This is a genomic window from Pseudoroseomonas cervicalis (assembly GCF_030818485.1).
GTDB classification, from domain to species: Bacteria; Pseudomonadota; Alphaproteobacteria; order Acetobacterales; family Acetobacteraceae; genus Pseudoroseomonas; species Pseudoroseomonas cervicalis_A.
Map to the genome: position 1 here is coordinate 1278207 of NZ_JAUTAJ010000004.1, position 23063 is coordinate 1301269.

The following is a 23063-nucleotide window of genomic DNA, read 5'->3' on the forward strand; positions in this document are numbered from 1 at the left end:
AAGAAACGGGAAATCGCCATGACGCTCCACCGCCGCGCCCTGCTGGGCAGCGCCCTCGCCCTGCCCGCCTTCGCCGCCCTGCCGGCCTTCGCCCAGGCGCCCGAGATCGGCACCGCCGCGCGGCCGCTGCGCATCGGCGCCACCGCCGGCCCGCACAGCCAGGTGCTGGAGAAGGTGCAGGAGATCGCGGCGCGCGACGGCCTCGTGCTGCGCATCGTGCCCTTCACCGACTACATCACGCCCAACGCGGCGCTGGCGGCCAAGGATCTGGACGCCAATTGCTACCAGCACCAGCCCTTCCTCGACCAGGCGGTGCGCGACCGCAACCTGCCGCTGGTCGCGGTCGGCAAGACGCTGGTCTTCCCCATGGGCGTCTATTCCCGCCGCGTGAAGTCGATCGGCGAGCTGGCCAATGGCGCGCGCGTCGCCATCCCGAACGACCCGACCAATGGCGGCCGGGCGCTGGCCCTGCTGGCCGCCAATGGCGCCTTCAAGCTGACGCCGGGCGCCGATTTCCGCGCCACCATCGCCGATGTGCTGGAGAACCCGAAGCGCCTGCGCATCATCGAGCTGGAGGCGGCGCAGATCCCGCGCACCCTGGACGAGGTCGACGCCGCCGCCATCAACACCAATTTCGCCATCCCGGCGGGGCTGAACCCGGTGCGCGACGCCATCGCCATCGAGAGCGCCGACAGCCCCTATGCCAACCTCATCGCCGTGCATCGCGACAACCGCGACGCGCCCTGGGTGAAGCGGCTGGTGGCGGCCTACCAGAATGACGACGTCAAGAAATTCGTCGCCGAGACCTTCCAGGGCTCGGTCGTTCCCGCCTTCTGACCTGAGGACAAGCGAGAGATGCTGAACCGACGCTCCCTGATCCTGGCCGGCGGCGCGCTGCTGCTGCCGGCCCTGCTGCCGCGCCACGCCCGGAGCCAGGGAGCGGCCGAGTTCGGCAGCGCGGCCCGGCCCCTGCGCGTCGGCGTCACCGCCGGCGTGCATGAGCAGGTGCTGGAAGTGGTGCGCGACGTGCTGAAGCGCGACAACTTCGCCATCGACATCCGCACCTTCGCGGATTTCATCCAGCCCAATGTCGCCCTCGCCTCCGGCGACATCGACATCAACACCTATCAGCACCTGCCCTTCCTGGAGGCGCAGAAGCAGCAGCGCGGCTACGACTTCGTCCCCGTCGGCAAGACGGTGCTGACGGTGATGGGCGTGTTCAGCCGCCGCCACCGCGCCATCGCCGACATCCCGAGCGGCGCCCGCGTCGCCATCCCGAACGACCCGACCAATGGCGGCCGCGCCTTGCTGCTGCTGGCCAAGGCCGGGCTCATCGAGCTGCGCTCGGGCGCCGACTACCGCGCGACCATCGCCGACATCACCGGCAACCCGAAGCGCATCCGCATCGTCGAGCTGGAGGCGGCCTCCATCGCCCGCAGCCTGGACGATGTCGACGCCGCCGCCATCACCGGCAACTACGCGGTGCCAGCGGGGCTGAACCCGCTGAAGGAAGGGCTGGCGATCGAGGGGACGGACAGCGTCTACACCGTGCTCGTCGTGGCGCGGCGGGGCGACGAGAACAGGCCCTGGGCGCAGAAGCTGGCCCGCGCCTATGCCGACCCGGCGGTCAAGGAATTCGTTGAGAAGACCTTCGGCGGGGCGGTGATCGTCGGAGCATAAAAAAGGCCGGGGGAAGGAATTCCCCCGGGCCCCCATCTTTTTTCTGCCAGGGCCGGCGGACGCTGTCCGCCGGCTCGTCTCAGTTGCCGGCGACAGCGCGCAGGCGCGGCGACTTCGCCTGCTCGATCAGCTCCTCATACAGCGCCACATAATCCTCGGCCATGCGGCGGGCGGTGAAGCGCTGCTCGAAGCGGGCGCGCACCTTGGCGCGGTCCAGCTCCGGGATGCGGGCGACGGCGGCCACCGCCTCATCCTCATTCTCGACGATGAAGCCGGTCAGCCCATCCTCCATCACCTCAGGCACCGAGCCGCGGCGCATCGCGATCACCGGCGTGCCGCAGGCCATCGCCTCGATCATCACCAGGCCGAACGGCTCCGGCCAGTCGATCGGGAACAGCAGCGCATGCGCGCCGGAGAGGAATTCCGGCTTCTGGTCGTCATTGATCTCGCCGATGTATTCCACATGCTCCTGGCCCATCAGCGGCGCGATCTCGCGCTCGTAATAGGCCCGGTCGGCGGCGTCGATCTTGGCGGCGATCTTCAGCTTCACGCCCGCCCGCTTGGCGATGCGGATGGCGCGGTCCAGCCCCTTCTCCGGCGAGACGCGGCCGAGGAAGGCGAAATACTTCTGCTCCACCGGCTGCGGCGTCAGCCGGTCCTTCGGCATGCCATGCAGGATGGTGCGCGCCCAGTTCAGCTTCGGGATCGGCAGGCGCTGATGGTCGGAGATCGAGACGTAAGGCGTATGGCCATAGGTCTCGTAGATCATCTTGAACTCGGGCAGGTCCAGCCGGCCATGCAGCGTGGTCACGAAGGGCACGCGCTGGCGGTCGAGCAGGCCGAGCGGGAAATAGTCGATATGCGAATGGATCACGTCGAACTCATGCGCCCGCTGGCCGACGATCTCGACCATGCGCATGTAATGCGCGACCCAGTCCTTCACGGTCGGGTCCAGGCGCAGCGCCTCGGGGCGCATCGCGGCCAGCTTCGCATGGGTCACGGAATCGCCGCTGGCGAACAGCGTGACCTCATGGCCCATCGCCACCAGTTCTTCGGTCAGCGAGGAAACCACCCGCTCGGTGCCGCCATACAGCTTGGGCGGCACGGCCTCGAACAGCGGCGAGATTTGCGCGATACGCATGAACGCGATCCCTTTTCTCAGGCAGATCACTATGTCTACTGGAACAGGAGCGCCGCGTGACTTGATCGTTGCCGGGGGCGCCCATATTTCATCGTGAACCTACAAATCCATTATGGCGAAAAGTAGGCTGTCCTGGTGTCTGCCCTGGTGTCTGCCCCGGCTTCTTCCCCACTCCTAACGCCGCCCTCCGGGCTGCGTTTCCTGGCCCGCCACGCGGCCCGCCACGGGCCCGGCCATGCCGTGGTGTTCGGCGCCGTGCTGCTGGCCATGCTCTGCTCGGTCTCGACCCAGTACGGGCTGAAGCAGCTGATCGACCGCATCGCCGCCGGGCCGCAATCCGCCCCCGCCGCCTGGGGCGCCTTCGCCCTGCTCTGCGCGCTGATCGCCGCCGACAATTTGCTCTGGCGCCTGGGCGGCTGGCAGGCGACGCGGGTCTTCACCGCCGTCTCGGGCGATATCCGCAACGGGCTGTTCGCGCATCTGGCCGGGCACAGCCCGGGCTTCTTCGCCGACCGCCTGCCCGGCGCCCTGGCCGCCCGCCTCTCCGCCACCGCCCAGGCCGGATTCGCGGTGGAGAACAGCCTGGCCTGGAGCCTGGTCCCGCCCTGCACCGCGGTGCTGGCCGCCATCTTCTTCGCCGCCACCGTGTCGGTCCCGCTGGCCCTGGCGCTCGCCATGGTGGCGCTGCTGATCGGCCTGCTGATGCACCGGCTGGCGCGGCGCGGCACCGCCCTGCACCGGGCGCATGCCGCCAGCGCCGCCGCGGTGGATGGGGAGCTGGTCGACATCGTCGGCAATATCGGCGTCATGCGCGCCTTCGGCGCCACGCTGCGCGAGAGGCGCCGCATCGCCGAGGCGGTCGGCCACGACGTCGCCCGCCACCGCGCCAGCCTCTGGCATATGGAGAAGCTGCGCACCCTGCACGCGCTGCTGACCATCCTGCTCACCGCCGGCGTGCTGGCCGCTGGCCTCGCCCTGTGGCAGCGCGGCGCCGCGACGGTGGGCGATGTCGCGCTGCTGGCCGGGCTGTCGCTGACCATCCTGCACGGCACCCGCGACATCGCCGTCGCCCTGGTCGATTTCACCCAGCAGATGGCGCGGCTGGAGGAAGCGCTCTCCGCCCTGCTGCTGCCGCATGCGCTGGAGGATGCGCCGGACGCCGCGCCGCTGCGCCCCGGCCCCGGCGCGCTCCGATTCGAGGCGGTCTCCTTCGCCTATCCCGGCCGCGCTCCGGTGCTGGAGGGCTTCACCCTCGACATCCCGGCCGGGCAGAAGGTCGGGCTGGTGGGCGCCTCGGGCGCCGGGAAATCCACCGTGCTGGCGCTGCTGCAGCGCTTCTGGGACCCCGATTCGGGCCGCATCCTGGTCGATGGCCAGGATATCCGCCGGGCGACACAGGACAGCCTGGCCCATGCGCTGGCCGTGGTGCCGCAGGACACCGCGCTCTTCCACCGCTCCGTGCTGGAGAACATCCGCTACGCCCGCCCCGACGCCACCGAGGCCGATGTGATGCAGGCCGCCGAGGCCGCCCAGTGCCGCGGCTTCATTGAGGCCCTGCCGGAGGGCTTCGCCACCCTGGTCGGCAATCGCGGCGTCAAGCTCTCGGGTGGGCAGCGCCAGCGCCTGGCGATTGCCCGCGCGCTGCTCAGCCCCGCGCCCATCCTGCTGCTGGACGAGGCCACCAGTGCGCTGGACAGCGAGAGCGAGCGGGCGATCCAGGCGGCGCTCGCCACGCTGATGCAGGGGCGCACCGTCATCGCCATCGCGCACCGCCTCGCCACCCTCCAAAATTTCGACAGAATTCTTGTCCTGAATCGGGGTCGGATCGTGGAGGATGGCCCGCCCGAGGCGCTGGCCCGCCACCCCGGTCCGTATCGGGATCTGTTGCTGCAGCAGCAGGCCGGCACGCCGCCGGACCTGCCGGATGCGGCCTGAAAGGGCAGCGCGCATGTCGCGTCTCGTCGTGGTTTCCAACCGGGTCGCCCCCATCACCGAGGGCGAGCCCACCGCGGGCGGCCTGGCCGCCGGCGTCATGGACGCGCTGCGCCACAATGGCGGGCTGTGGTTCGGCTGGTCCGGCCAGACCCTGCCCGATGTGGTGCCGCCCGAGAGCCTGCCGCCCGGCCTGCCCCCGGCCGTCGCCCGCAGCGGGCCGGTCACGCTCTACACCACCGACCTGACGCAGCGGGACTACAACGAGTATTACCGCGGCTTCGCCAATGCGACGCTGTGGCCGGTGCTGCACGACCAGACCGCGCTGGCCCGCTTCGACTGGGCGGAATTCGCCGGCTATCGCCGCGTCAACACGCATTTCGCCCGCCATCTGGCCGAGCTGGTGGGGCCCGACGACGTCATCTGGGCGCATGACTACCACCTGCTCTGCCTGGCCGAGCAGCTGCGGGAGGCCGGCCTGCGCAACCGCATCGGCCTGTTCCTGCACACCCCCTGGCCCTCGCCCTCGGTGCTGATGACCGTGCCGGCGCATGCCGAGCTGGTGCGCGCCATGGCGCAATACGACCTGATCGGCTTCCAGACCGAGCGCGACCGCCTGGCCTTCGCCGACTATGTCCGCCGCGAGCTGGGCGGCGAGGAGGCCGCCGGCGGCCTGCTGCACGTCCATGGCAGGCTGATCCGCACCGGCGTCTACCCGATCGGCGTGCAGGTCGACGCGCTGCGGGCCGAGGCCGTGGCGGGTGCCGGCCACGCCCAGATGCAGGCGCTGCACCGGGCGCTGGGCGGGCGCGAGCTGATCATGAGCGTCGAGCGGCTGGACTATTCCAAAGGCCTGCGCCAACGCTTCGCCGCCTATGAGCGCTTCCTGGCCACCCACCCCGCCTGGCACCGCCGCGTCGAATACCTGCAGATCGCGCCCCCCTCGCGCTCCGATGTCGAGGCCTATCAGGCGATCCGGCGCGAGCTGGAGGGCGAGGCCGGCCGCATCAATGGCCGCTTCGCCGAGCTGGACTGGACGCCGCTGCGCTACCTCAACCGCAGCTTCCCGCGCGCCGCGCTGATGCCGCTCTACGCCGCCGCCCGGGTCGGGCTGGTGACGCCGCTGCGCGACGGCATGAACCTGGTCGCCAAGGAATATGTGGCCGCCCAGGATCCGGCCGACCCCGGCGTGCTGGTGCTGTCGCAATTCGCCGGCGCGGCGCGGGAGCTGGACGCCGCCCTGCTGGTCAACCCGCATGACGAGGCCGGGGTCGCCGCCGCCCTCGACCAGGCGCTGTCCATGTCGCTGGCGGAGCGCCAGCAGCGCCACGCCGCCATGCTCTCGGTGATGCGCCGCAACAGCCTGGAGCGCTGGCGCGATCGCTTCGAGGGCGATCTGCGCGCCCTGCCGGCAACCGGCGCGCGCGGCCGCGCCGCCTGAAGCGGAACGAGGCGCCTCGCCCCTGGCGGCGGGGCGCTCGACCCGGCAAATTGGTGCCATGCGCATCTATCTTGCCGGCCCCGATGTCTTCCTGCCTGACGCCGCCACCATCGCGGCGGAGAAGAAGGCGATCTGCGCCCGCCACGGCGCCATCGGCATCTTCCCCACCGACCCCATCGCCGACCCCGCCGCCGAGGCCGCGACCGAGCGCTGGTACGAGATCTATCTGCGCAACGAGGCGCATATCCGCGCCGCCGACGCCATGATCGCCAACCTCACCCCCTTCCGCGGCCCCTCCGCCGACGCCGGCACGGTCTATGAGGTGGGATTCATGCGCGCGCTCGGCCGGCCCGTCGCCGGCTACACCAACAGCGCCGAGGATTTCTCCCGCCGCACCCGCGCCTTCCTGGGGGAGGCGGCGCAGCCCCTGCCCGGGGGCGGCTGGGCGGATGGCGAGGGGCTGCACCTGGAAAGCTTCGGCTGCCACGACAACCTGATGATCGATGGCGGCATCCGCGCCTCCGGCGCCCGCCTGATCGCCCGTGCGGTGCCGGAAGAGCGGCGCTGGCGCGACCTCACCGCCTTCGAGGCATGCCTGGTGTCGCTGCTGCGCGGGAAGATCGCAGCCTAGGAAAACAACCGGAAGAAAGGTTCTTTTTTGGAAAAAAGAACCAAAAAACTTTTGTCAGAAAGAGTGCGCACCGGCTGAGGGCGCGAGCCCTGGCGGACCAGGCGGGATGCGGGCAGTTTGACCCCCTGCCCGCCCTGCAAGGCCGCCAATGTCCCAGACCACCGCATCCGCCTCCGCCTTCACCCCGCTGCGCCACCCCGCCTTCCGCCTGCTCTGGCTCGCCAACCTGGCCAGCAACACCGGCATGTGGGTGCAGAACACCGGCGCCGGCTGGCTGATGACCAGCCTCGACCCCTCCCCCATCATGGTCAGCTTGGTGCAGGCCGCCTCCATGCTGCCGGTCTTCCTCCTGGCCCTGCCGGCCGGCGCCATGGCCGATATCGTCGACCGGCGGCGCTACCTGATCTTCGCCCAGGCCTGGATGTGCGCCATGGGCCTCGCGCTCTGCCTGGTCACCGCCGGCGGCGTCATCGGGCCCTGGAGCCTGCTGGCCTTCACCTTCGCCATCGGCGCCGGCAGCGCCATGAACTTCCCCGCCTGGGCCGCCACCACGCCCGAGCTGGTGCCGCGCACCGACCTGACCCAGGCCATCGTGCTGAACGGCATCGGCTTCAACCTCTCCCGCGCCGTGGGGCCGGCGCTGGGCGGCTTCATCATCGGCCTCGCCGGCACCGAGGCCGCCTTCGCCTTCAACGCGCTGTGCTTCGTCATCCTGATTGTGGCCCTGCTGCTGTGGCGGCGGGAGGCGCCGCGCAGCACCCTGCCCAAGGAGCATTTCCTCTCCGCCATGCGGGCCGGGCTGCGCTTCGTCTCCGCCTCGCCTTCGCTGCGCGTCATCATCCTGCGCGCCGTGGTGTTCTTCTTCTTCGGCGCCGCCATGTGGGGGCTGCTGCCGCTGCTGGTGCGCGGCCGGCTGGGGCTGGGGCCGGAGGCCTTCGGCATGATGCTGGCGGCCATGGGCGTCGGCGCCGTGGGCGCCGGGCTGCTGCTGCCGCGCTTCCGCGCCATTCTCAGCCGCAGCGACCTGGTGGCGGGTGCGGCGCTGCTGGCCGCCGCCGCCCTGCTGCTGCTGGGGCTGGCCACCCATTGGCTGCTGGCCGGCATCGGCATGCTGCTCTACGGCGCCGCCTGGATCGCCGCCGCCTCCACCCTGCAGGCGGCGGCCCAGCTCGCCTCCCCCGCCTGGGTGCGGGCGCGCGCCATCGGCATCTACCAGCTCTCCTTTTTCGGGGCCCTCGCCCTCGGCTCGGCACTCGCCGGCTGGGCGGGCGATGTCTTCGGCGTGCAGGCGGCGCTGCTCGGCTTCGGCGCCGGCGGCGCGGTGGCGGCGCTGGTGATGCGGCGCTGGTCGCTCGACCCGCGCCCCGCGGCCGAGGCCGCCTCCTCCCTCCTGCCGCAGCCGGAGGCGCCGGCGGCCGAGCTGGTGCCGCTGCTGGCGCAAGGCCGCGGCCGGGTGCTGGAGATGGTCCGCTACCGCATCGACCCTGCCGACCGCGTGGCCTTCCTGGCGGTCATGGCAGAGCTGCGCCAGGTGCGGCTGCGCAGCGGCGCCCTCTCCTGGCGGCTCTATGAGGATGTGGCGCATCCCGAGATGTGGGCGGAGTTCTGGGCGATGGAGAGCTGGACCGAGCATCTGCGCGAGCTGGACCGGCTGCAGCCCGCCGACCGCGCGGTGATCGCCCGCGCCGCCGCCCTGCACCGCGGCGGTGAAACCGGACCGGAGGCCGCGCGCTTCATCAGCCAGTCGCCCTGAGGCCGGGGTGGGGCTGCCGGGGCTGACAAACCGCGCCGGAAACCCCACCCTGAGCGAAGCGTTAGCTTAGCCAGACAGGAGGTACCCCATGGCTCTCCGCGCCACGCGCAACGATCTTGGTGAGAATGCCAAGAAGGTCTCCGTCAGCGTCCTGAACGCCACGCTGTCGGACACGATCGACCTGACCAACTGCGTCCGCATGGCCCATTGGACCCTGCGCGGCTCCAACTTCATCGGCCTGCACACCATGCTGGAGGGCTTCTACAACGAGCTCTTCGCCACCGCCGACGACGTGGCCGAGCGCCTGGTGCAGCTGGGCGGCACGCCCGACGGCACCAGCCAGAACGTGGTCGAGAAGTCGCGCCTGCCGGCCTATCCGCAGGGCACCACCGCCTCGCTCGAGCATGTGAAGGAGCTGGCCGACCGCTTCGCCCTGCTGGCCAAGCATGTGCGCGAAGGCATCGACAGCACCGACGAGGCCGGCGATGCCGACACCGCCGACCTGCTGACCGGCCTGTCGCGCGACCTCGACAAGAAGCTGTGGATGCTGGAAGCGCATCTGGAGAAGTGAGAAGAAAGGGTTCTTTTTTAGAAAAAAAAGAACCAAAAAACTTCTTTCTGTTTTGGCGTCCCGCTTCAGGCCTGAGGCGGGACGCCAACTCATAAAAGTCTTTTTGCTTCTTTTTCTTCAGAAAAAGAAGATCCTTCCCCCTCCGCACCCCGGGCTTGCCTCGCACCCCGCCCCTTCGCTACGGTGCCCGGCGAGGGTGTGAACAAGACATGAACGATCTGTTTGGCGGCCGTGGTGCCAAGGCGCAGGCCGGCGCTTCCTATTCGGCCAAGGATATCGAGGTTCTGGAGGGGCTGGAGCCCGTCCGGCGGCGCCCCGGCATGTATATCGGCGGCACCGACGAGAACGCCCTGCACCATCTGGCGGCCGAGGTGCTCGACAACGCCATGGACGAGGCGGTGGCCGGCCATGCCGACCGCATCGAGGTTACGCTGGAAAAGGACAACTGGCTGACCGTCCGCGACAATGGCCGCGGCATCCCGACCGACCCGCACCCGAAATTCCCGAAGCTGTCGGCGCTGGAGGTGATCCTCACCACGCTGCATTCGGGCGGCAAGTTCTCCGGCAAGGCCTATGACACCTCGGGCGGGTTGCACGGCGTCGGCAGCTCGGTGGTGAACGCCCTGGCCGAGCGGCTGGAGGTCGAGGTCGCGCGCGACCGCACCCTGTTCACCCAGGCCTATTCGCGCGGCAAGCCGCTCTCCAAGCTGAAGAATGCGGGTGCCGTGCACAATCGCCGCGGCACTACCATCCGCTTCAAGCCGGACCCGGAGATTTTCGGGGCGCAGCAATTCCTCGCCGCCCGGCTGTTCCGCCTCTGCCGCTCCAAGGCCTATCTGTTCCGCGGCGTCGAGATCCGCTGGTCCTGCGACCCGGCGCTGGTCAAGGACGACACCCCTTCCCAGGCGACGCTGCATTTCCCGGGCGGCCTGTCCGACTTCCTGGCGGCGGCGGTGGAGAACCGCGCCCCCGTCATCCCCGCCCCCTGGGCCGGGGAGAGCACCTTCCCACAGGGTGCCGGCCGCTGCGAATGGGCGGTGACCTGGCTGGAGCAGGGCGAGGGCTTCCTGCACACCTATGCCAACACCATCCCGACACCGCAGGGCGGCACGCATGAGGCCGGGCTGCGCGCCGCGCTGGTCAAGGGCCTGCGCGCCTATGGCGAGCTGAAGAAGGAGAAGCGCGCCGCCGCCATCACCGCCGAGGATGTGTTCGGCGGGCTGGCGGGCATGCTCTCGGTCTTCATCCGCGAGCCGCAATTCCAGGGCCAGACCAAGGACAAGCTGACCAGCCCCGAGGCCGCCAAGCTGGTCGAGCAGGGCCTGCGCGACCATTTCGACCATTGGCTGGCCGGCGACCCGGCCATGGCCGGCAATCTGCTGACCTGGGCGATCGAGCGCGCCGAGGAGCGGCTGCGCCGGCGCGAGCAGAAGGACACGCCGCGCAAATCGGCGACGCGCCGGCTGCGCCTGCCCGGCAAGCTGGCCGATTGCGCGCGCGAGGCGGCCGATGGCACCGAGCTGTTCCTGGTCGAGGGCGATTCCGCCGGCGGCTCCGCCAAGCAGGCGCGCGACCGCGAGACCCAGGCGGTGCTGCCGCTGCGCGGAAAAATCCTGAACGTCGCCTCGGCCAGCGCCGACAAGCTGCGGCAGAACCAGGAGCTGAAGGATCTGATCGAGGCGCTGGGCTGCGGCGCCGGCGACAAGTTCGACCTCTCCCGGCTGCGCTATGGGCGTGTCGTCATCATGACGGATGCCGATGTCGACGGCGCGCATATCGCGGCGCTGCTGATGACCTTCTTCTACAAGGAGCTGCCGGAGCTGGTGCGCCAGGGCCGGGTCTATCTGGCGCAGCCGCCGCTCTACCGCCTGGCGACACCGGGCAAGACGCTCTACGCGATGGATGATGCCGAGCGCGAGCGCCTGCTGAAGAAGGCCTTCAAGCCCGGCCAGAAGGTCGAGGTCAGCCGCTTCAAGGGCCTTGGCGAGATGCCGCCGGCCTCGCTCAAGGAGACGACGATGGATCCGCGCAAGCGGACCCTGCTGCGCGTGGTGCTGCCGCCGGAGGAGCGCGCCCGTACCTCCGAGCTGATCGAGGCGCTGATGGGCCGCAAGCCCGAGCTGCGCTTCCGCTTCATCCAGGAGAATGCCGGCAAGCTGGACCTGGAGGAGGTGGACGCCTGATGGTGTCGGGCGCCTGACAGAGCCGCCGATCGAGACAGAAGCTGCCTTGGCGATGGCCGCCGGCCAGCGCCGCGGCCTGGCCTGTCCCATCTGCTGAAGCGCGTGTCGGGAGCTGCGGATGGACGCGCCCCTGCTGAATGGCCGGCCGGGGTATTTTCGGCCGTCGGCGCCCGGCACCCAGGCCTTCGCCGCGCGATCCTGCTCCGCCCTCCCCTGCCTGAGCCCATGGACGCGCGGCGGCGGCGGCACCAGGGCGCCCGATCCGCCCGGACCCTATCCCTGGCCTGATCGGGCGAAGTAGCGGCTCGGCGTCCGGCCCAGCGCCTTCCGGAACATGGTGATGAAGGCGGTGACGGATTCATAGCCCAGCTCGGCCGCCACCCGCTGCACGGAGGCCCCGGCCGCCAGCTCGCGCATCGCCACGATCAGGTGGAATTGCTGCCGCCAGCGCCCGAAGCTCAGCTTCGTCTCCGCCAGCATCAGCCGTGTCAGGGAACGCTCGCTCATGGCGACGCGGGCGGCCCATTCGCCGAGCGTGCTGCGGTCGCCGGGATTGGCCGCCAGGGCGTCCGCGATCAGGCGGATCTTCGGGTGATCCGACACGGGCAGGTTGAGCTGTTCCTGCGGCATCAGCGCCAGCTCGTCGAGCAGCACGCGCACCAGCCGCCCGGTCTGGTCCTCCGGCGCATAGTCCTGCGGCGCCGCCGCCAGGCGGTGGATCATCTCCCGCACCATGGCCGAGACGGCGATGGTGCAGCACTGCTCCGGCAGGGCGGCCGCATCCGGCTCCACGAACAGATAGGACAGCAGCGCATTGGGCGTGGCGCGGTTGCTGTGCAGTTGCCCCCCCGGGATCCAGACCCCGCAATGGGGCGGGACAACCCACAGCCCATTGGCGGCGGTGCAGGTCACCGCCCCCTGCAGCGCCAGCACCAGCTGCCCCTTGCGGTGCCGGTGCATCGGCACCTCCAGCACGTAGTTCCGGAAATCGATGCGCAGCGCCAGCGCCGGACGGTCGGAGCGGTCCGGATCATGCTCGGCGGTGCAGGAGAGCAGGGTCATGGCGATTGGCCGGATTTAGCGATTATTTGGCAGGCTACCGCAATCCGGGCGAACGGCAAGCCGCTATGAGTCGGACGCCACCAGACAACAGGCCCATGAACCACGCCACCACCAGGCCCGCCCCTGCAGCGGCCCGACCCTTCCTGCTGCTGGCCGGCATCCTGCTGATCGCGGCCAATCTGCGCGCGCCGATCACGGGCGTCGCGCCCCTGCTCGGGATGATCCGCGATGCGACCGGCCTCGGCACGGTGGGCGCCGGCACGCTGACCACCCTGCCGCTGCTGGCCTTTGCCATCGCCTCGCCCTTCTGCGTGCTGCTGGGGCGCGAATACGGGCTGGAGCGCAGCCTGTTCATGGCCCTGCTGCTGATCGCGGGTGGCGTCCTGCTGCGCTCGCTCGGCCCCGCCTGGACGCTGTTCCTCGGCACCGGCGTCATCGGTGTCGGCATCGCCATCGGCAATGTGCTGCTGCCGAGCCTGATCAAGCGCGACTACCCCCGCCAGATCGCCCCGCTGACCAGCGCCTATGCCGTCACGGCCGGCGCGGTCGCGGCCCTGGCCTCGGCCGCCGCGGTGCCCATCGCCACGCTGCCGGGCTCCGGCTGGAACTGGGCGCTGGGCGCCTTCCTGCCGGTGCCCCTGCTGGCGCTGGCCCTGTGGTCGCCCCAGCTCGCCGGCCGCAGCGCGCCCGCCTCGGGCACCGCGACGCCGCCGCATGGCGGGCGCATCTGGCGCTCGGCCCTGGCCTGGCAGGTGACGGCGTTCTTCGGCCTGAACTCCCTGGTCTACTATGTGACGGTCACCTGGCTGCCGGCCATCCTGACCGATGCGGGCTATTCGGCGGCCGCGGCAGGCTCGCTGCACGGCATCTCGCAGCTGGCGACGGCCGTGCCCGGCCTGCTGCTGGGGCCGCTGGTCGGCCGCCTGAAGGACCAGAGAGCCCTGGCCATGGGCACGGCGCTGCTGGCGGGCCTGGCCCTGCTCGGCCTCCTGCTGTTGCCCGGCTGGGCCATGCTCTGGGTCGCGCTGTTCGGCTTCGGCTCGGGGGGGACCTTCATCCTGGCCCTGGCCTTCATCAGCCTGCGCGCCGCCAATGTCCGGCAGGCGGCGGCGCTGTCGGGCATGGCGCAGACCATGGGCTACAGCATCGCGGCCGCCGCGCCGCCGCTCGGCGGTGTGCTGCACGACATGACGGGGGGCTGGTTCCTGCCCCTCATCGCCTGCGTGGCGCTGTGCGGCGCCATGGCCGCCTTCGGCCATCGCGCCGGCCGTGCCCATACCATCCTCTGACCAGGCCAGGAGGCCAACCATGAGCGAGAAGATTGCCATCATCACCGCGGCGGGCAGCGGCATGGGGGCGGCGGCGGCGAGGCGCCTCGCGGCCGACGGGTTCAAGGTCGCGCTGCTGTCCTCCTCCGGCAAGGGCGAGGCGCTGGCGCAGGAGCTCGGCGGCCTCGGCGTGACCGGCTCGAACCAATCCCCTGCGGATCTCCAGCGGCTGGTGGATCAGGCGATGCAGCGCTGGGGCCGGGTCGATGTGCTGGTGAACAGCGCCGGGCATGGCCCGCGCGCGCCCATCCTGGAGATCACCGACGAGCAGTGGCACGCGGGCATGGACGTCTATCTGCTGAACGTGGTGCGGCCGGTGCGGCTGGTGGCGCCCATCATGCAGCGCCAGGGCGGCGGCGCCATCGTCAATATCTCCACCGCCTGGGCGTTCGAGCCGAGCGCGATGTTCCCGACCTCGGCCGTGTTCCGGGCGGGGCTGGCCGCCTACACCAAGATCTTCGCCGATGCCCACGCGGCCGACAATGTGCGGATGAACAACGTGCTGCCCGGCTGGATCGACAGCCTGCCCGCCACGGAGGAACGGCGGCAAAGCGTGCCGATGGGCCGCTATGGCCGCGCCGAGGAGATCGCTGCGACCATCAGCTTCCTGGCTTCGGAGGGGGCCGGCTACATCACCGGCCAGAATCTCCGCGTCGATGGCGGGCTGACCCGGTCGGTCTGACCCGGTCGGTCTGACAGGGTCGGTCTGACACCGCTGGTCTGACGCTGGGCCGCGCTGACGGGGCCGCGCGGCGCGCCGGGGTCGCAGCCAGGATCGACCCGCGCCTAGCGCTGGCCCCTGCGGCGCACTCCGCCAGGGGCGGGCACGCCCTGCCCCGGCGCCTCACCCTGCCGGGTCCCGGGCCCGATCCCGGTCATGCCGGGCCGGATCGGGCCGCGATGGCGCAGCGCCTCGACGATCACCCGGAAGGCCGGCAGGTTCTGGCGCCGGGTGGGGAAGTAGAGATAGTAGCCGTCGAAGGGCGGTGACCATTCGTCGAGCAGGCAGACCAGCGCGCCGGAGGCCAGCTCCCGCTCGACGATGTTCTCCGGCACATAGGCGATGCCATAGCCCGCCACCGCCGCGTCGATCATGGCGTAGGAGGTGTTGAAGGTGAGCTGCCCGCGGACCCGCACGCGCAGCTCCTGCCCGTCCTTCTCGAACTCCCAGGCATAGAGGCCGCCGGCGGTCTCCTGCCGCATGTTGATGCAGACATGCTGGAGCAGATCCTGCGGATGCTCGGGCCGGGGATGCGCCGCCAGATAGGCGGGCGAGGCCACCGCCACCAGGCGCCAATCCGGCCCGATCCGGACGGCGACCATGTCCTTCTCGACGCTTTCGCCCAGCCGGACGCCCGCATCGAAGCCTTCCTCGACGATGTTGCGGAAGGTGCTGTCCAGGCGCAGCTCGACCTGGAGCTCGGGATAGCGCGCCAGAACCGGCCGCAGCTTCGGCCAGACCACGCTGTGCAGGGCATGATCGGACAGGGTCAGCCGGATCGAGCCGGAGGGCGTCTCGCGCAGCGACATCAGCGCCGCGATCTCGTCCTCGATCTCGGCCAGGCGCGGCGTGATCGTCCGCAGCAGGCGCTCGCCCGCCTCGGTCGGGGCGACGCTGCGGGTGGTGCGGGTCAGCAGGCGCAGCCCCATCCGCTCCTCGAGCTGCCGGATCGTGTGGCTCAGCGTCGATTGCGCGATGCCGAGCTTGGCCGCCGCGCGGGTGAAGCTCCGCTCCTCGGCGACGACCTGGAACCAGGTCAGCTGGTTGAAATCGGTGCGCGGCAGGGCGGCCTCCCCTTCCCGCATGGAGATTAATCGAACCGGTCGATGGGTCCATGCCAGTTTGGACGCCTAATCCGGCGGGTCTCTCCTCTCTAGCTTCGCTGCGGAACATGGAACGAGGCGGAGCACCGGCATGGCGACGGACATGAATGACAGGACAAGCCCGGGCCTCGGCCGGCGCAGCCTGATGGCTCGGAGCGGCGCCGGGCTCGCCGCCCTCGGCACCCCCTCTTTCCTCACCGCCACGGATGCGAAGGCACAGACCATGACGAGCGACTGGGACAAGGTGTTTCCCCCGCAGCGGGAAGGTCGACCTCATGAAGGTCACCTTCCGGAACCGCTACGGCATCACCCTGGTGGGCGATCTGTATCTGCCGCGCGGCCGGTCCGGCGGCCGCCTGCCGGCGCTCGCCATCGCCGGGCCGTTCGGCGCGGTGAAGGAGCAATCATCCGGCCTCTACGCACAGACCATGGCCGAGCGCGGCTTCGTCGCCCTCGCCTTCGATCCCTCCTTCACCGGCGAGAGCGGCGGCGAGCCGCGCAATGTCGCCTCGCCGGACATCAACACCGAGGATCTCGGCGCCGCCGTGGATTTTCTCGGCCTGCACGAGGCCGTCGACCGCGAGCGCATCGGCGTGATCGGCATCTGCGGCTGGGGCGGCATCGCGCTCAACGCGGTGGCCGCCGACAAGCGCGTCAAGGCGGTGGTGGCCAGCACGATGTACGACATGAGCCGCGTCATGGCGCGCGGCTACAATGACGCCATGACGCCCGAACAGCGCGCGAAGGCGCTGGAGACGATCAGCCGCCAGCGCTGGGAGGATGCCGCGAAGGGCACACCGGCCTATCAGCCGCCCTACAACAGGCTCAGCGGCGGCGAGGCGCAGTTCCTGGTCGACTACCATGACTACTACATGACCCCGCGCGGCTATCACCGGCGGGCGGTGAATTCGGGCAATGCCTGGACGGTCACCACGCCCCTCTCCTTCATGAACATGCCGCTCCTCACCTATATCGCCGAGATCGCGCCCCGCCCGGTGCTGCTGATCCATGGCGAGAAGGCGCATTCGCGCTACTTCAGCGAGACCGCCTTCGCCGCGGCCGCCGAGCCGAAGGAGCTGCTGATCATCGAGGGCGCCAGCCATGTCGATCTCTATGACCGGATGGATGTGATCCCCTTCGACCGGCTGCAGGCCTTCTTCGAGGCGCATCTCTCCGCCTGACGCCCGGCGGGGCCCGGCCCGGCCGGGCCCCGCCCCCCACCACCGACAGAGGAGGCGATGCCATGCTGCGATCCATGCTGGCCGCCGCGTTCATTCTGGGAAGCACAGGAGCCGCCATGGCAGGAGAGCGCATCCGGATCAGCTCCCCCTGGGGCGAGGTCGCCGCCGAGATCGCCGATACCGATGCCGGGGCGGCGCTGCTGGACATGCTGCCGCTGACGATCGCGATGCGCGACCATCTGCGCCAGGAGAAGACCGGCTTCCTGCCGCGCGACCTTCCCGCCGGCGAACGGCAGCCGGATTTCCGCGCCGGCACGCTCGGCCTGTGGAACCGCAACCACTTCGTCATCTACTACCGGGACGGGCGCGTTCCGCAGCCGGGCATCCGCATCCTCGGGCAGGTGCAGGGCGATGCCTCGGTCTTCGATCGCCCGGGCGGCGTGACGGTCACCCTCACCCGGATCGACTGAGCCGCGGGCGGCCCCGCCCGTCGTCACCGGCCCCGGATCATCCCGCCGGCCCGGGCAGGAACACCCCGCCCAGGGCGCGCGTCAGCTCCGCCGCCACCTGCAGCAGCGTGCCGGCCGCCCGCTCCGCCGCCTCCCGGTTGAAGCGGGTGACCGGGCCGGTGATGCTGAGCGCGCCGGCGAAGCTCTCGCCCGGGCCGAAGACCGGCGTCGCCATGCTGGCGATATGCGGGTCGGTCGCGCCGCTGGTGTAGATCGGCAGGGCGAGGCCGGCCGCGCGGGCCGTGGCCGGGTTCTCGAAGGTGTGCAGCACCTGGGCGGTGGCCGATTCATCCATCGGCCGCATGTCGCCCTGGCGGACATGCAGGCGCAGCGCGTGCGGCGAATCGACGCGGAACAGGCAGAGACGCTGCGTGCCGCTGCGCACATAGAGCGAGGCGCTCTCCCCCGTCGCCGCCACCAGCCGCTCCAGCGCCGGCATGACATGCGCCTCGACCCGGAAGGATTGCTGGTAGACCGAGCCGAGCCGGAACAGCTCCGCCCCCAGCCGGTAGGCGCCGTCGGGCAGGCGGATCAGGTAGCCATGCTCCTCCAGCGTGATGGCCAGGCGCATGATGGTGGGCTTCACCAGGCCGGTCCGCGCCGCCAGCTCGGCCAGCGTCACGGCGTCGTCGCCCTTGCGGAAGGCGGAGAGCAGCGTCAGGGCGCGCCCGACCGAGGCGACGCCCTCCATCGGGGCTTTCGGGCGGATCGGAATCGTCATGGCGGCACCGTTACGGCCGGAACGGACCGGCAGCAAGCCGGCGCCTTGCCGCGGCCTCAACCGGCCGCGGCGTAGAGCGGCTGCCCCGGCACCGGCAGCTCCGCCCGCAGGATCGAGCCGGTCTCGGATTCCGTGATGAACAGGCTGCGCCCATCGGCGCCGCCAAAGGCCAGGTTGGTGGTGGACCAGCCGGCGCAGGAGGCGATGCGCGCCAGCGGCTCGGCGCGCGGCGACAGCCGCCAGACCGTGCCGAAGCCGGCATGCGCCACCAGCAGGCAGCCCTCGGCATCCAGCGCCAGCCCGTCCGGCCCGCTCGGGCCGCCATGCAGGTGGCAGAAGATGCTGGCCTTGGTGACGCTGCCATCGGCGTGCAGCGGCAGGCGCCAGATCTGGTTGGCCCGCGTCACCGCCACCAGCAGGAAGCTGGCATCGGGCGCCACGACGATGCCGTTCGGGCTCGGGATGGTGTCGATCAGGCAGTCCAGCCGCCCATCGGGCGCCAGGCGGTACACCCGCCCGGTCGGATCCTGCAGCCCGGTCTGCCCCTGATCGGTGAAATACAGCTCGCCGCCGGGGCCGAAGACCAGGTCGTTAACGCCCTTGAAGCTTTCCGAGCGCACCGTGTCGAGGAAGGGGGTGACGCTGCCGCTCTCGGGGTCCAGCAGCATGATGCCGCGCTTGTAGTCGGTGATGAAGATCCGCCCGTCGCGATGGATCTTCAGCCCGTTCGGCCAGCCATCATACTCGGCCACCTGCTCCCACGCCCCGTCCGGCGAGACGCGGAAGACCCGGCCGAAGGGGATGTCGGTGACGTAGAGCCGGCCCTGCCGGTCGAAGGAGGGCCCCCTCCAGGAAGCTGTCCACCGGGCGGCCGGCCCGGTTGGCGTCGCTCCAGGCGGAGCGGCACGGCTGCCGGAAGCGGTCCGGCAGCCGGGTGAAGAGATGGGTCTCGAGGCGCGGCGGCGGGGCGAAGAAGCTCATCATGGATGCCTTACTGCTTCTCGATCCCGCCGGCGGCGGCGATGTCGCGCCAGCGGGCGGTCTCCTCCCGGATCAGCCGGGCGAAGGCGTCGGGGGCGATGCCGCCGGGCTCCGAGCCCAGCTCGGCGATGAAGGCGCGCATGTCGGGCGCGGCCAGGGCGCGCACCGCCTCCTCCTGCAGGCGCTGGAGGATGGCGTCCGGCGTGCCGCGCGGCGCCGCCAGGCCGGACCAGTTGACGACGCCATAGCCGGGCAGGCCGGCCTCGGCGAAGGTGGGCAGCTCCGGCAGGGCGGTGACGCGGTGGCCGCCGCTGATCGCCAGCGGCCGCAGCTGGCCGCCGCGGATATTGCCGAGCGTCGAGCCGGGCGAGAGAATCACCAGGTCCACATTGCCGGACAGCACGCCGATCACCGCCTCGCCGGCGCCGCGGAAGGGCACGTGGTAGAGCTTGACGCCGGCGGCGCGCTCGAAGGCCAGGGTGGCGAAATGCGGCGCGCTGCCCATGCCGCCGGTGCCGTAGGTCAGCTTCTCCGGCTCCCGCTTCGCCGCGGCGATCAGCGAGGCGAGGTCGCGATAGGGCGATTTCTCGCCCACCGCCAGCAGGACGGGGGAGAAGGCGGTGACCGTGACCGGGCGGAAGGCGGTCTCGTAGTCGAAGGGCAGCCGGCTGAACAGATAGGGCAGCATGGCGTAGGTGTTGTCCATCGCCAGCAGCGTGTGGCCGTCCGGCGCGGCGCGCGCGGCCTCGGCGGCGCCGATGGTGCCGGTGGCGCCGGATTTGTTCTCCACCACGAAGCTCTGCCCGAGCTGCTCCGACAGCTTCTGCGCCAGGCGGCGCGCCAGCGTGTCCACCGCGCCGCCCGGCGCCCAGGGCACGATCACCCGCACCGGGCGCGAGGGGTAGCCGCCCTGCGCCAGCGCCGGGCGCGCCAGGGGGGCCAGCAGCGGCAGGGCCAGGCCGCCACCGATCAGGGCGCGGCGGGAGAGATGGTGGGGTCGGTTGTTTGGCACTTGCGTTTCCTCGGCTGCACCGGATATTTCGGAACGGCGTTACGTTTTTTCTGCCACCTTGTGGCATCCGGCGCAGCGCCCTGTCAACGAGACCTGTCAACGACACGGGCGCAAAGGCGCCCTTCCGGGAGGAGCACGGCCTTGGCCACTGGATTCCGCATTCTCCAGCGCAGCCGCGCGGTCGCGCCCGAGCTGGTCGAGCGCTTCCGCGCCCTGCCCGTGGCGAATGTCAGCGACGTGATGGCGCGCATGACGGCGGGCGGCGCGCGGCTGCGCCCGATGCACGCCCCGGGCGCGGCGCTGGCCGGCCCGGCGCTGACGGTGAAGACGCGCCCCGGCGACAATCTGATGATCCACAAGGCGATCGCCCTGGCCCAGCCCGGCGATGTCATCATCGTCGATGCCGGCGGCGACCTGACCAATGCGCTGATCGGCGAGCTGATGCTGGCGCAGATGGTGCGGCGCCGCCTGGGCGGCATCGTGCTGAACGGCGCGATCCGCGACAGCGCCGCCATCCGCGCGCAGGATTTCCCGGTCTTCGCCGCGGGGGTGACGCATCGCGGCCCCTACAAGGACGGCCCGGGCGAGATCAACGTGCCCATCGCGATCGACGGCATGGTGATCGCGCCGGGCGATCTGGTGCTGGGCGACGAGGACGGGCTGCTCTGCGTGCCCTTCGACGCGGCCGAGGCGATCCTGGCCGCCGCCGGCGAGAAGCAGGCGGCGGAGCAGCGGCAGGTCGCCCGCATCGAGGCCGGCACGCATGACGCCAGCTGGGTCGACGCCACGCTGCGGCGGCTGGGCTGCGAGGGGCTGGACTGAGGCCGGCCGGCCCGGCGCCCGGCGCCTGCCCGCGGCGCCTGCCCGCGGCGCCGGCCCGGCCCCCGCCCTTCCCGCCCACCCGCACCGCTCGCCGAATGGGCGCCGCGCCGCCCGCCCCGGATGAACCGAAGCCCGGCCCGCCCGGCCGGCCCGCCCCGAAGGATTGCCGCATGCCCGCCACACCCCGCCCCAATGTCCTCGTCTCGGCGGCCCGGCTGGCCCCCGAGGCCGTCGCCATGCTGGAGGAGGCCGGCTACGCCGTGCACTGCACCACCGGCTACCCGGCCGAGGAGGAGCTGCTGGAGGCCATCGGCAGGCTCCGCCCGGTCGCGATCCTGCACCGCCAGGGCTTCATCAATGGCACCGTCATGGACGCCGCGGCGCCGGAGCTGCGGGTGGTGGCACGGCATGGCGCCGGCATCGACGGCATCGACATCGCCGCCGCCCGCGCCCGCGGCCTGGCCGTCACCCGCGCCGCCGGGGCCAATTCCCGCTCGGTGGCGGAGCACGCCATGGCGCTGATGCTGTCCATGCTGAAGGACCTGCCCTCGGTCGCCGCCGGCATGCGCGAGGGGCTGTGGGAGAAGACCTCGCGCATGACGCGCGACATCGACGGCATGACGCTCGGCATCGTGGGCTATGGCGCCATCGGCTCCAAGGTGGCGCGCTATGCCGACGCCTTCGGCATGCGGGTCCTGGCGTATGACCCCTATCTGCCCGGCGACGGCCTGCCCGGCCCCGGCACGCGCGTGGCGTCGCTGGCCGAGCTGCTGCCGCAGGCCGAGGTGCTGTCGCTGCACTGCCCGCTGGAGCCGGAGACGCGCGGCCTGATCGGCGCCGCCGAGCTGGCCCTGCTGCCGCGCGGCGCGATCCTGGTGCACACCGCGCGCGGCGGCATCGTCGACCAGGAGGCGCTGCTGGCGGCACTGGAATCCGGGCAGCTCAGCTGGGCCGGGGTGGATGTCTTCGCCAAGGAACCGCTGGACGCCGACAGCCCGCTCCGCAGCCACCCGCGCGTGGTGCCGACGCCGCATCTGGCGGCCAACACGCCGCGCGGCGCGCTCGGCATGGCCTGCGGCGCGGCGGAGAGCATCATCGCCGTGCTGGCCGGCCGGCTGCCGGCGCTGGAAGGCGCCATGGTGGTGCCCGCCGGCCAGGCCTCGTCGCCGGTCCTGAGCTGAGGCGGCGCGCGGCCGGCGCGGCCGGCCAAAGGCCCGGCGTCGCCGCCCCGCGGGGCGGCGCGCGGGGCTCTCAGGAGGAGGAGAAACCAAGAATGACACATTCGCTGAACCTGCCGCTGAACCTGCCGCGCCGGCGCCTGCTGGCGGCCGGCGCCGGCCTGCTGGCCGCGCCGCTGGCGCGCCCGGCGCTGGCCCAGCCGGCCTGGCCGCAGGGCCGCGCCATCGAGATCGTGGTGGGCTTCGCCCCCGGCGGCGGCACCGATGTGATGCTGCGCGCCCTGGCGCAGGCCATCACGGTCGAGCTGCCCGGCGCCAATTTCGTCATCACCAACCGGCCCGGCGCCGGCGGGCGAGACCTCCTATGTCGCGCTGCAGGGCGCGCGGCCGGATGGCTACACCATCGGCAGCATCAACACGCCGGGCTATCTCTCCGTGCCGATCGAGCGGCGGGTCCGCTACGACCGCAGCCGCATCCGCGCCATCGCCCGCCTGGTCGACGACCCCACCGCCTTCGTGGTGCACCGCGACTCCCCGATCCGGTCGCTGGCCGACCTTGTGGCGGAAGCGAAGCGCCGCCCGGGCCAGCTCAGCCTCGGCACCTCCGGCGTGGGCACCGACGACCATCTGGCGCTGACCCTGTTCGAGGCCGCCACCGGCACCGAATTCATCCACACCCCCTATGCCGGGGCGGGCCAGGTGAAGAACGCCCTGCTGGCGCGGCATATCGACGTGGCCGGGCTCAATCTCGGCGAGATCGGCATGCTCGGCCAGGACAAGCCGGCGCTGCGGCCGCTGGCCGGCATGGGCGCGGCGCGCTGGGAGCTGATGCCGGAGGTGCCGACCTTCCGCGAGCTCGGCTACGACGTGCTGATGACCAGCGAGCGCGGCATCGGCGCGCCGCGCGACATTCCGGAGGAGGTGGCGCAGCGGCTGCAGGACGCCGTCGCCCGCACGGTGGCCAAGCCGGACTGGGCGGAGAAGGCGCGGCAGCTGGAACTGCCCATGGCCTATCTGCCCGGCGCCGAATGGGAGGCGCAGATGCCGGCGCAGGAGGCGCGCTACCGCCAGATCTGGGAGAGGACGCCCTGGCAGCGCTGAGGCCGGCCCGGC

At 71.3% G+C, this 23063-nt stretch carries 21 protein-coding genes; 15 read left to right on the forward strand and 6 right to left on the reverse strand.

Annotated features, from left to right (window positions below):
- Nucleotides 1-18: 18 nt before the first annotated feature.
- On the forward strand, nt 19-837 hold the full coding sequence (locus QE401_RS09820) for a MetQ/NlpA family ABC transporter substrate-binding protein (RefSeq protein WP_307138028.1): 819 nt from the start codon (nt 19-21) through the stop codon (nt 835-837).
- An 18-nt stretch (nt 838-855) separates the two neighbouring features.
- The gene (locus QE401_RS09825) at nt 856-1680 is read left to right on the forward strand and encodes a MetQ/NlpA family ABC transporter substrate-binding protein (protein ID WP_307138029.1); all 825 of its coding nucleotides are present in this window, start codon (nt 856-858) and stop codon (nt 1678-1680) included.
- Between the two features lie 79 nt (nt 1681-1759).
- Here QE401_RS09825 and QE401_RS09830 read toward each other — a convergent pair whose 3' ends face one another.
- The gene (locus QE401_RS09830; RefSeq protein ID WP_307138030.1) at nt 1760-2821 is read right to left on the reverse strand and encodes a glycosyltransferase family 4 protein; all 1062 of its coding nucleotides are present in this window, start codon (nt 2819-2821) and stop codon (nt 1760-1762) included.
- A gap of 135 nt (nt 2822-2956) precedes the next feature.
- On the opposite strand from QE401_RS09830, the gene QE401_RS09835 reads away from it, so the two are divergent.
- The 6 genes from QE401_RS09835 to parE all read left to right on the forward strand — a co-directional run bounded on the left by QE401_RS09835 (nt 2957) and on the right by parE (nt 11332).
- Nucleotides 2957-4756, forward strand: a complete 1800-nt coding sequence (locus QE401_RS09835) for an ABC transporter ATP-binding protein (RefSeq protein WP_307138031.1) — start codon at nt 2957-2959, stop codon at nt 4754-4756.
- A 13-nt stretch (nt 4757-4769) separates the two neighbouring features.
- Nucleotides 4770-6194 (forward strand): alpha,alpha-trehalose-phosphate synthase (UDP-forming), encoded by a 1425-nt coding sequence (gene otsA, locus QE401_RS09840; RefSeq protein ID WP_307138032.1) that lies wholly within the window; start codon nt 4770-4772, stop codon nt 6192-6194.
- 58 nt (nt 6195-6252) lie between these two features.
- Nucleotides 6253-6825, forward strand: coding sequence for a nucleoside 2-deoxyribosyltransferase (locus tag QE401_RS09845; protein ID WP_307138033.1), 573 nt, complete (start codon nt 6253-6255; stop codon nt 6823-6825).
- 148 nt (nt 6826-6973) lie between these two features.
- Nucleotides 6974-8578 (forward strand): MFS transporter, encoded by a 1605-nt coding sequence (locus QE401_RS09850; protein ID WP_307138034.1) that lies wholly within the window; start codon nt 6974-6976, stop codon nt 8576-8578.
- Between the two features lie 88 nt (nt 8579-8666).
- Entirely contained in the window at nt 8667-9149 is a 483-nt protein-coding gene (dps, locus tag QE401_RS09855; protein ID WP_007002436.1) for a DNA starvation/stationary phase protection protein Dps, read from the forward strand.
- A gap of 209 nt (nt 9150-9358) precedes the next feature.
- Nucleotides 9359-11332 (forward strand): DNA topoisomerase IV subunit B, encoded by a 1974-nt coding sequence (parE, locus tag QE401_RS09860; RefSeq protein ID WP_307138035.1) that lies wholly within the window; start codon nt 9359-9361, stop codon nt 11330-11332.
- Between the two features lie 273 nt (nt 11333-11605).
- Here the strand turns inward: parE and QE401_RS09865 are convergent, their stop codons facing one another.
- Nucleotides 11606-12394: an AraC family transcriptional regulator gene (locus tag QE401_RS09865; protein ID WP_307138036.1), complete on the reverse strand. Its 789-nt coding sequence runs from the start codon at nt 12392-12394 to the stop codon at nt 11606-11608.
- A gap of 95 nt (nt 12395-12489) precedes the next feature.
- Here QE401_RS09865 and QE401_RS09870 point away from each other — a divergent pair, with 95 nt between their 5' ends.
- The gene (locus QE401_RS09870; protein WP_307138037.1) at nt 12490-13683 is read left to right on the forward strand and encodes an MFS transporter; all 1194 of its coding nucleotides are present in this window, start codon (nt 12490-12492) and stop codon (nt 13681-13683) included.
- Between the two features lie 19 nt (nt 13684-13702).
- Nucleotides 13703-14404, forward strand: a complete 702-nt coding sequence (locus tag QE401_RS09875) for an SDR family oxidoreductase (RefSeq protein ID WP_307138038.1) — start codon at nt 13703-13705, stop codon at nt 14402-14404.
- A gap of 104 nt (nt 14405-14508) precedes the next feature.
- On the opposite strand, the gene QE401_RS09880 is transcribed toward QE401_RS09875, so the two are convergent.
- Complete coding sequence (locus QE401_RS09880) at nt 14509-15528, reverse strand: LysR family transcriptional regulator (RefSeq protein WP_307138039.1); 1020 nt, start codon at nt 15526-15528, stop codon at nt 14509-14511.
- 293 nt (nt 15529-15821) lie between these two features.
- Here QE401_RS09880 and QE401_RS09885 point away from each other — a divergent pair, with 293 nt between their 5' ends.
- Both QE401_RS09885 and QE401_RS09890 read left to right on the forward strand, forming a co-directional pair.
- Nucleotides 15822-16727: an alpha/beta hydrolase gene (locus QE401_RS09885; RefSeq protein ID WP_307138040.1), complete on the forward strand. Its 906-nt coding sequence runs from the start codon at nt 15822-15824 to the stop codon at nt 16725-16727.
- A gap of 116 nt (nt 16728-16843) precedes the next feature.
- Nucleotides 16844-17197 carry a cyclophilin-like fold protein gene (locus QE401_RS09890; protein WP_307138041.1) on the forward strand — a complete coding sequence of 118 codons (354 nt, stop codon included), beginning with the start codon at nt 16844-16846 and terminating at the stop codon, nt 17195-17197.
- Between the two features lie 37 nt (nt 17198-17234).
- Here the strand turns inward: QE401_RS09890 and QE401_RS09895 are convergent, their stop codons facing one another.
- Genes QE401_RS09895 through QE401_RS09905 form a run of 3 tightly spaced genes read right to left on the reverse strand, consistent with a single transcriptional unit; the run spans nt 17235 to nt 19950 of the window.
- Entirely contained in the window at nt 17235-17957 is a 723-nt protein-coding gene (locus QE401_RS09895; RefSeq protein ID WP_307138042.1) for an IclR family transcriptional regulator, read from the reverse strand.
- Nucleotides 17958-18013: 56 nt separating this feature from the next.
- Entirely contained in the window at nt 18014-18901 is an 888-nt protein-coding gene (locus QE401_RS09900; RefSeq protein ID WP_307140216.1) for an SMP-30/gluconolactonase/LRE family protein, read from the reverse strand.
- 47 nt (nt 18902-18948) lie between these two features.
- Nucleotides 18949-19950: a Bug family tripartite tricarboxylate transporter substrate binding protein gene (locus QE401_RS09905; RefSeq protein WP_307138043.1), complete on the reverse strand. Its 1002-nt coding sequence runs from the start codon at nt 19948-19950 to the stop codon at nt 18949-18951.
- 141 nt (nt 19951-20091) lie between these two features.
- Between QE401_RS09905 and QE401_RS09910 the strand changes: the two genes are divergently transcribed.
- The 3 genes from QE401_RS09910 to QE401_RS09920 all read left to right on the forward strand — a co-directional run bounded on the left by QE401_RS09910 (nt 20092) and on the right by QE401_RS09920 (nt 23051).
- Nucleotides 20092-20772, forward strand: coding sequence for an RraA family protein (locus QE401_RS09910; RefSeq protein ID WP_307138044.1), 681 nt, complete (start codon nt 20092-20094; stop codon nt 20770-20772).
- A 170-nt stretch (nt 20773-20942) separates the two neighbouring features.
- Entirely contained in the window at nt 20943-21953 is a 1011-nt protein-coding gene (locus tag QE401_RS09915; RefSeq protein WP_307138045.1) for a hydroxyacid dehydrogenase, read from the forward strand.
- 369 nt (nt 21954-22322) lie between these two features.
- Entirely contained in the window at nt 22323-23051 is a 729-nt protein-coding gene (locus QE401_RS09920) for a tripartite tricarboxylate transporter substrate binding protein (RefSeq protein WP_307140217.1), read from the forward strand.
- Nucleotides 23052-23063: the final 12 nt, after the last annotated feature.

What these genes read in the sequence shown, in the direction of transcription:
- QE401_RS09875 (WP_307138038.1), top strand. Translation starts at nt 13,703, where the DNA reads ATGAGCGAGAAGATTGCCATCATCACCGCGGCGGGCAGCGGCATGGGG.
- QE401_RS09890 (WP_307138041.1), top strand. Translation starts at nt 16,844, where the DNA reads ATGGCAGGAGAGCGCATCCGGATCAGCTCCCCCTGGGGCGAGGTCGCC.
- QE401_RS09830 (WP_307138030.1), bottom strand. Translation starts at nt 2,821, where the DNA reads ATGCGTATCGCGCAAATCTCGCCGCTGTTCGAGGCCGTGCCGCCCAAG.
- QE401_RS09885 (WP_307138040.1), top strand. Translation starts at nt 15,822, where the DNA reads ATGAAGGTCACCTTCCGGAACCGCTACGGCATCACCCTGGTGGGCGAT.
- QE401_RS09895 (WP_307138042.1), bottom strand. Translation starts at nt 17,957, where the DNA reads ATGACGATTCCGATCCGCCCGAAAGCCCCGATGGAGGGCGTCGCCTCG.
- QE401_RS09880 (WP_307138039.1), bottom strand. Translation starts at nt 15,528, where the DNA reads ATGCGGGAAGGGGAGGCCGCCCTGCCGCGCACCGATTTCAACCAGCTG.
- dps (WP_007002436.1), top strand. Translation starts at nt 8,667, where the DNA reads ATGGCTCTCCGCGCCACGCGCAACGATCTTGGTGAGAATGCCAAGAAG.
- QE401_RS09820 (WP_307138028.1), top strand. Translation starts at nt 19, where the DNA reads ATGACGCTCCACCGCCGCGCCCTGCTGGGCAGCGCCCTCGCCCTGCCC.
- parE (WP_307138035.1), top strand. Translation starts at nt 9,359, where the DNA reads ATGAACGATCTGTTTGGCGGCCGTGGTGCCAAGGCGCAGGCCGGCGCT.
- QE401_RS09845 (WP_307138033.1), top strand. Translation starts at nt 6,253, where the DNA reads ATGCGCATCTATCTTGCCGGCCCCGATGTCTTCCTGCCTGACGCCGCC.
- QE401_RS09865 (WP_307138036.1), bottom strand. Translation starts at nt 12,394, where the DNA reads ATGACCCTGCTCTCCTGCACCGCCGAGCATGATCCGGACCGCTCCGAC.
- QE401_RS09915 (WP_307138045.1), top strand. Translation starts at nt 20,943, where the DNA reads ATGCCCGCCACACCCCGCCCCAATGTCCTCGTCTCGGCGGCCCGGCTG.
- QE401_RS09870 (WP_307138037.1), top strand. Translation starts at nt 12,490, where the DNA reads ATGAACCACGCCACCACCAGGCCCGCCCCTGCAGCGGCCCGACCCTTC.
- otsA (WP_307138032.1), top strand. Translation starts at nt 4,770, where the DNA reads ATGTCGCGTCTCGTCGTGGTTTCCAACCGGGTCGCCCCCATCACCGAG.
- QE401_RS09850 (WP_307138034.1), top strand. Translation starts at nt 6,974, where the DNA reads ATGTCCCAGACCACCGCATCCGCCTCCGCCTTCACCCCGCTGCGCCAC.
- QE401_RS09825 (WP_307138029.1), top strand. Translation starts at nt 856, where the DNA reads ATGCTGAACCGACGCTCCCTGATCCTGGCCGGCGGCGCGCTGCTGCTG.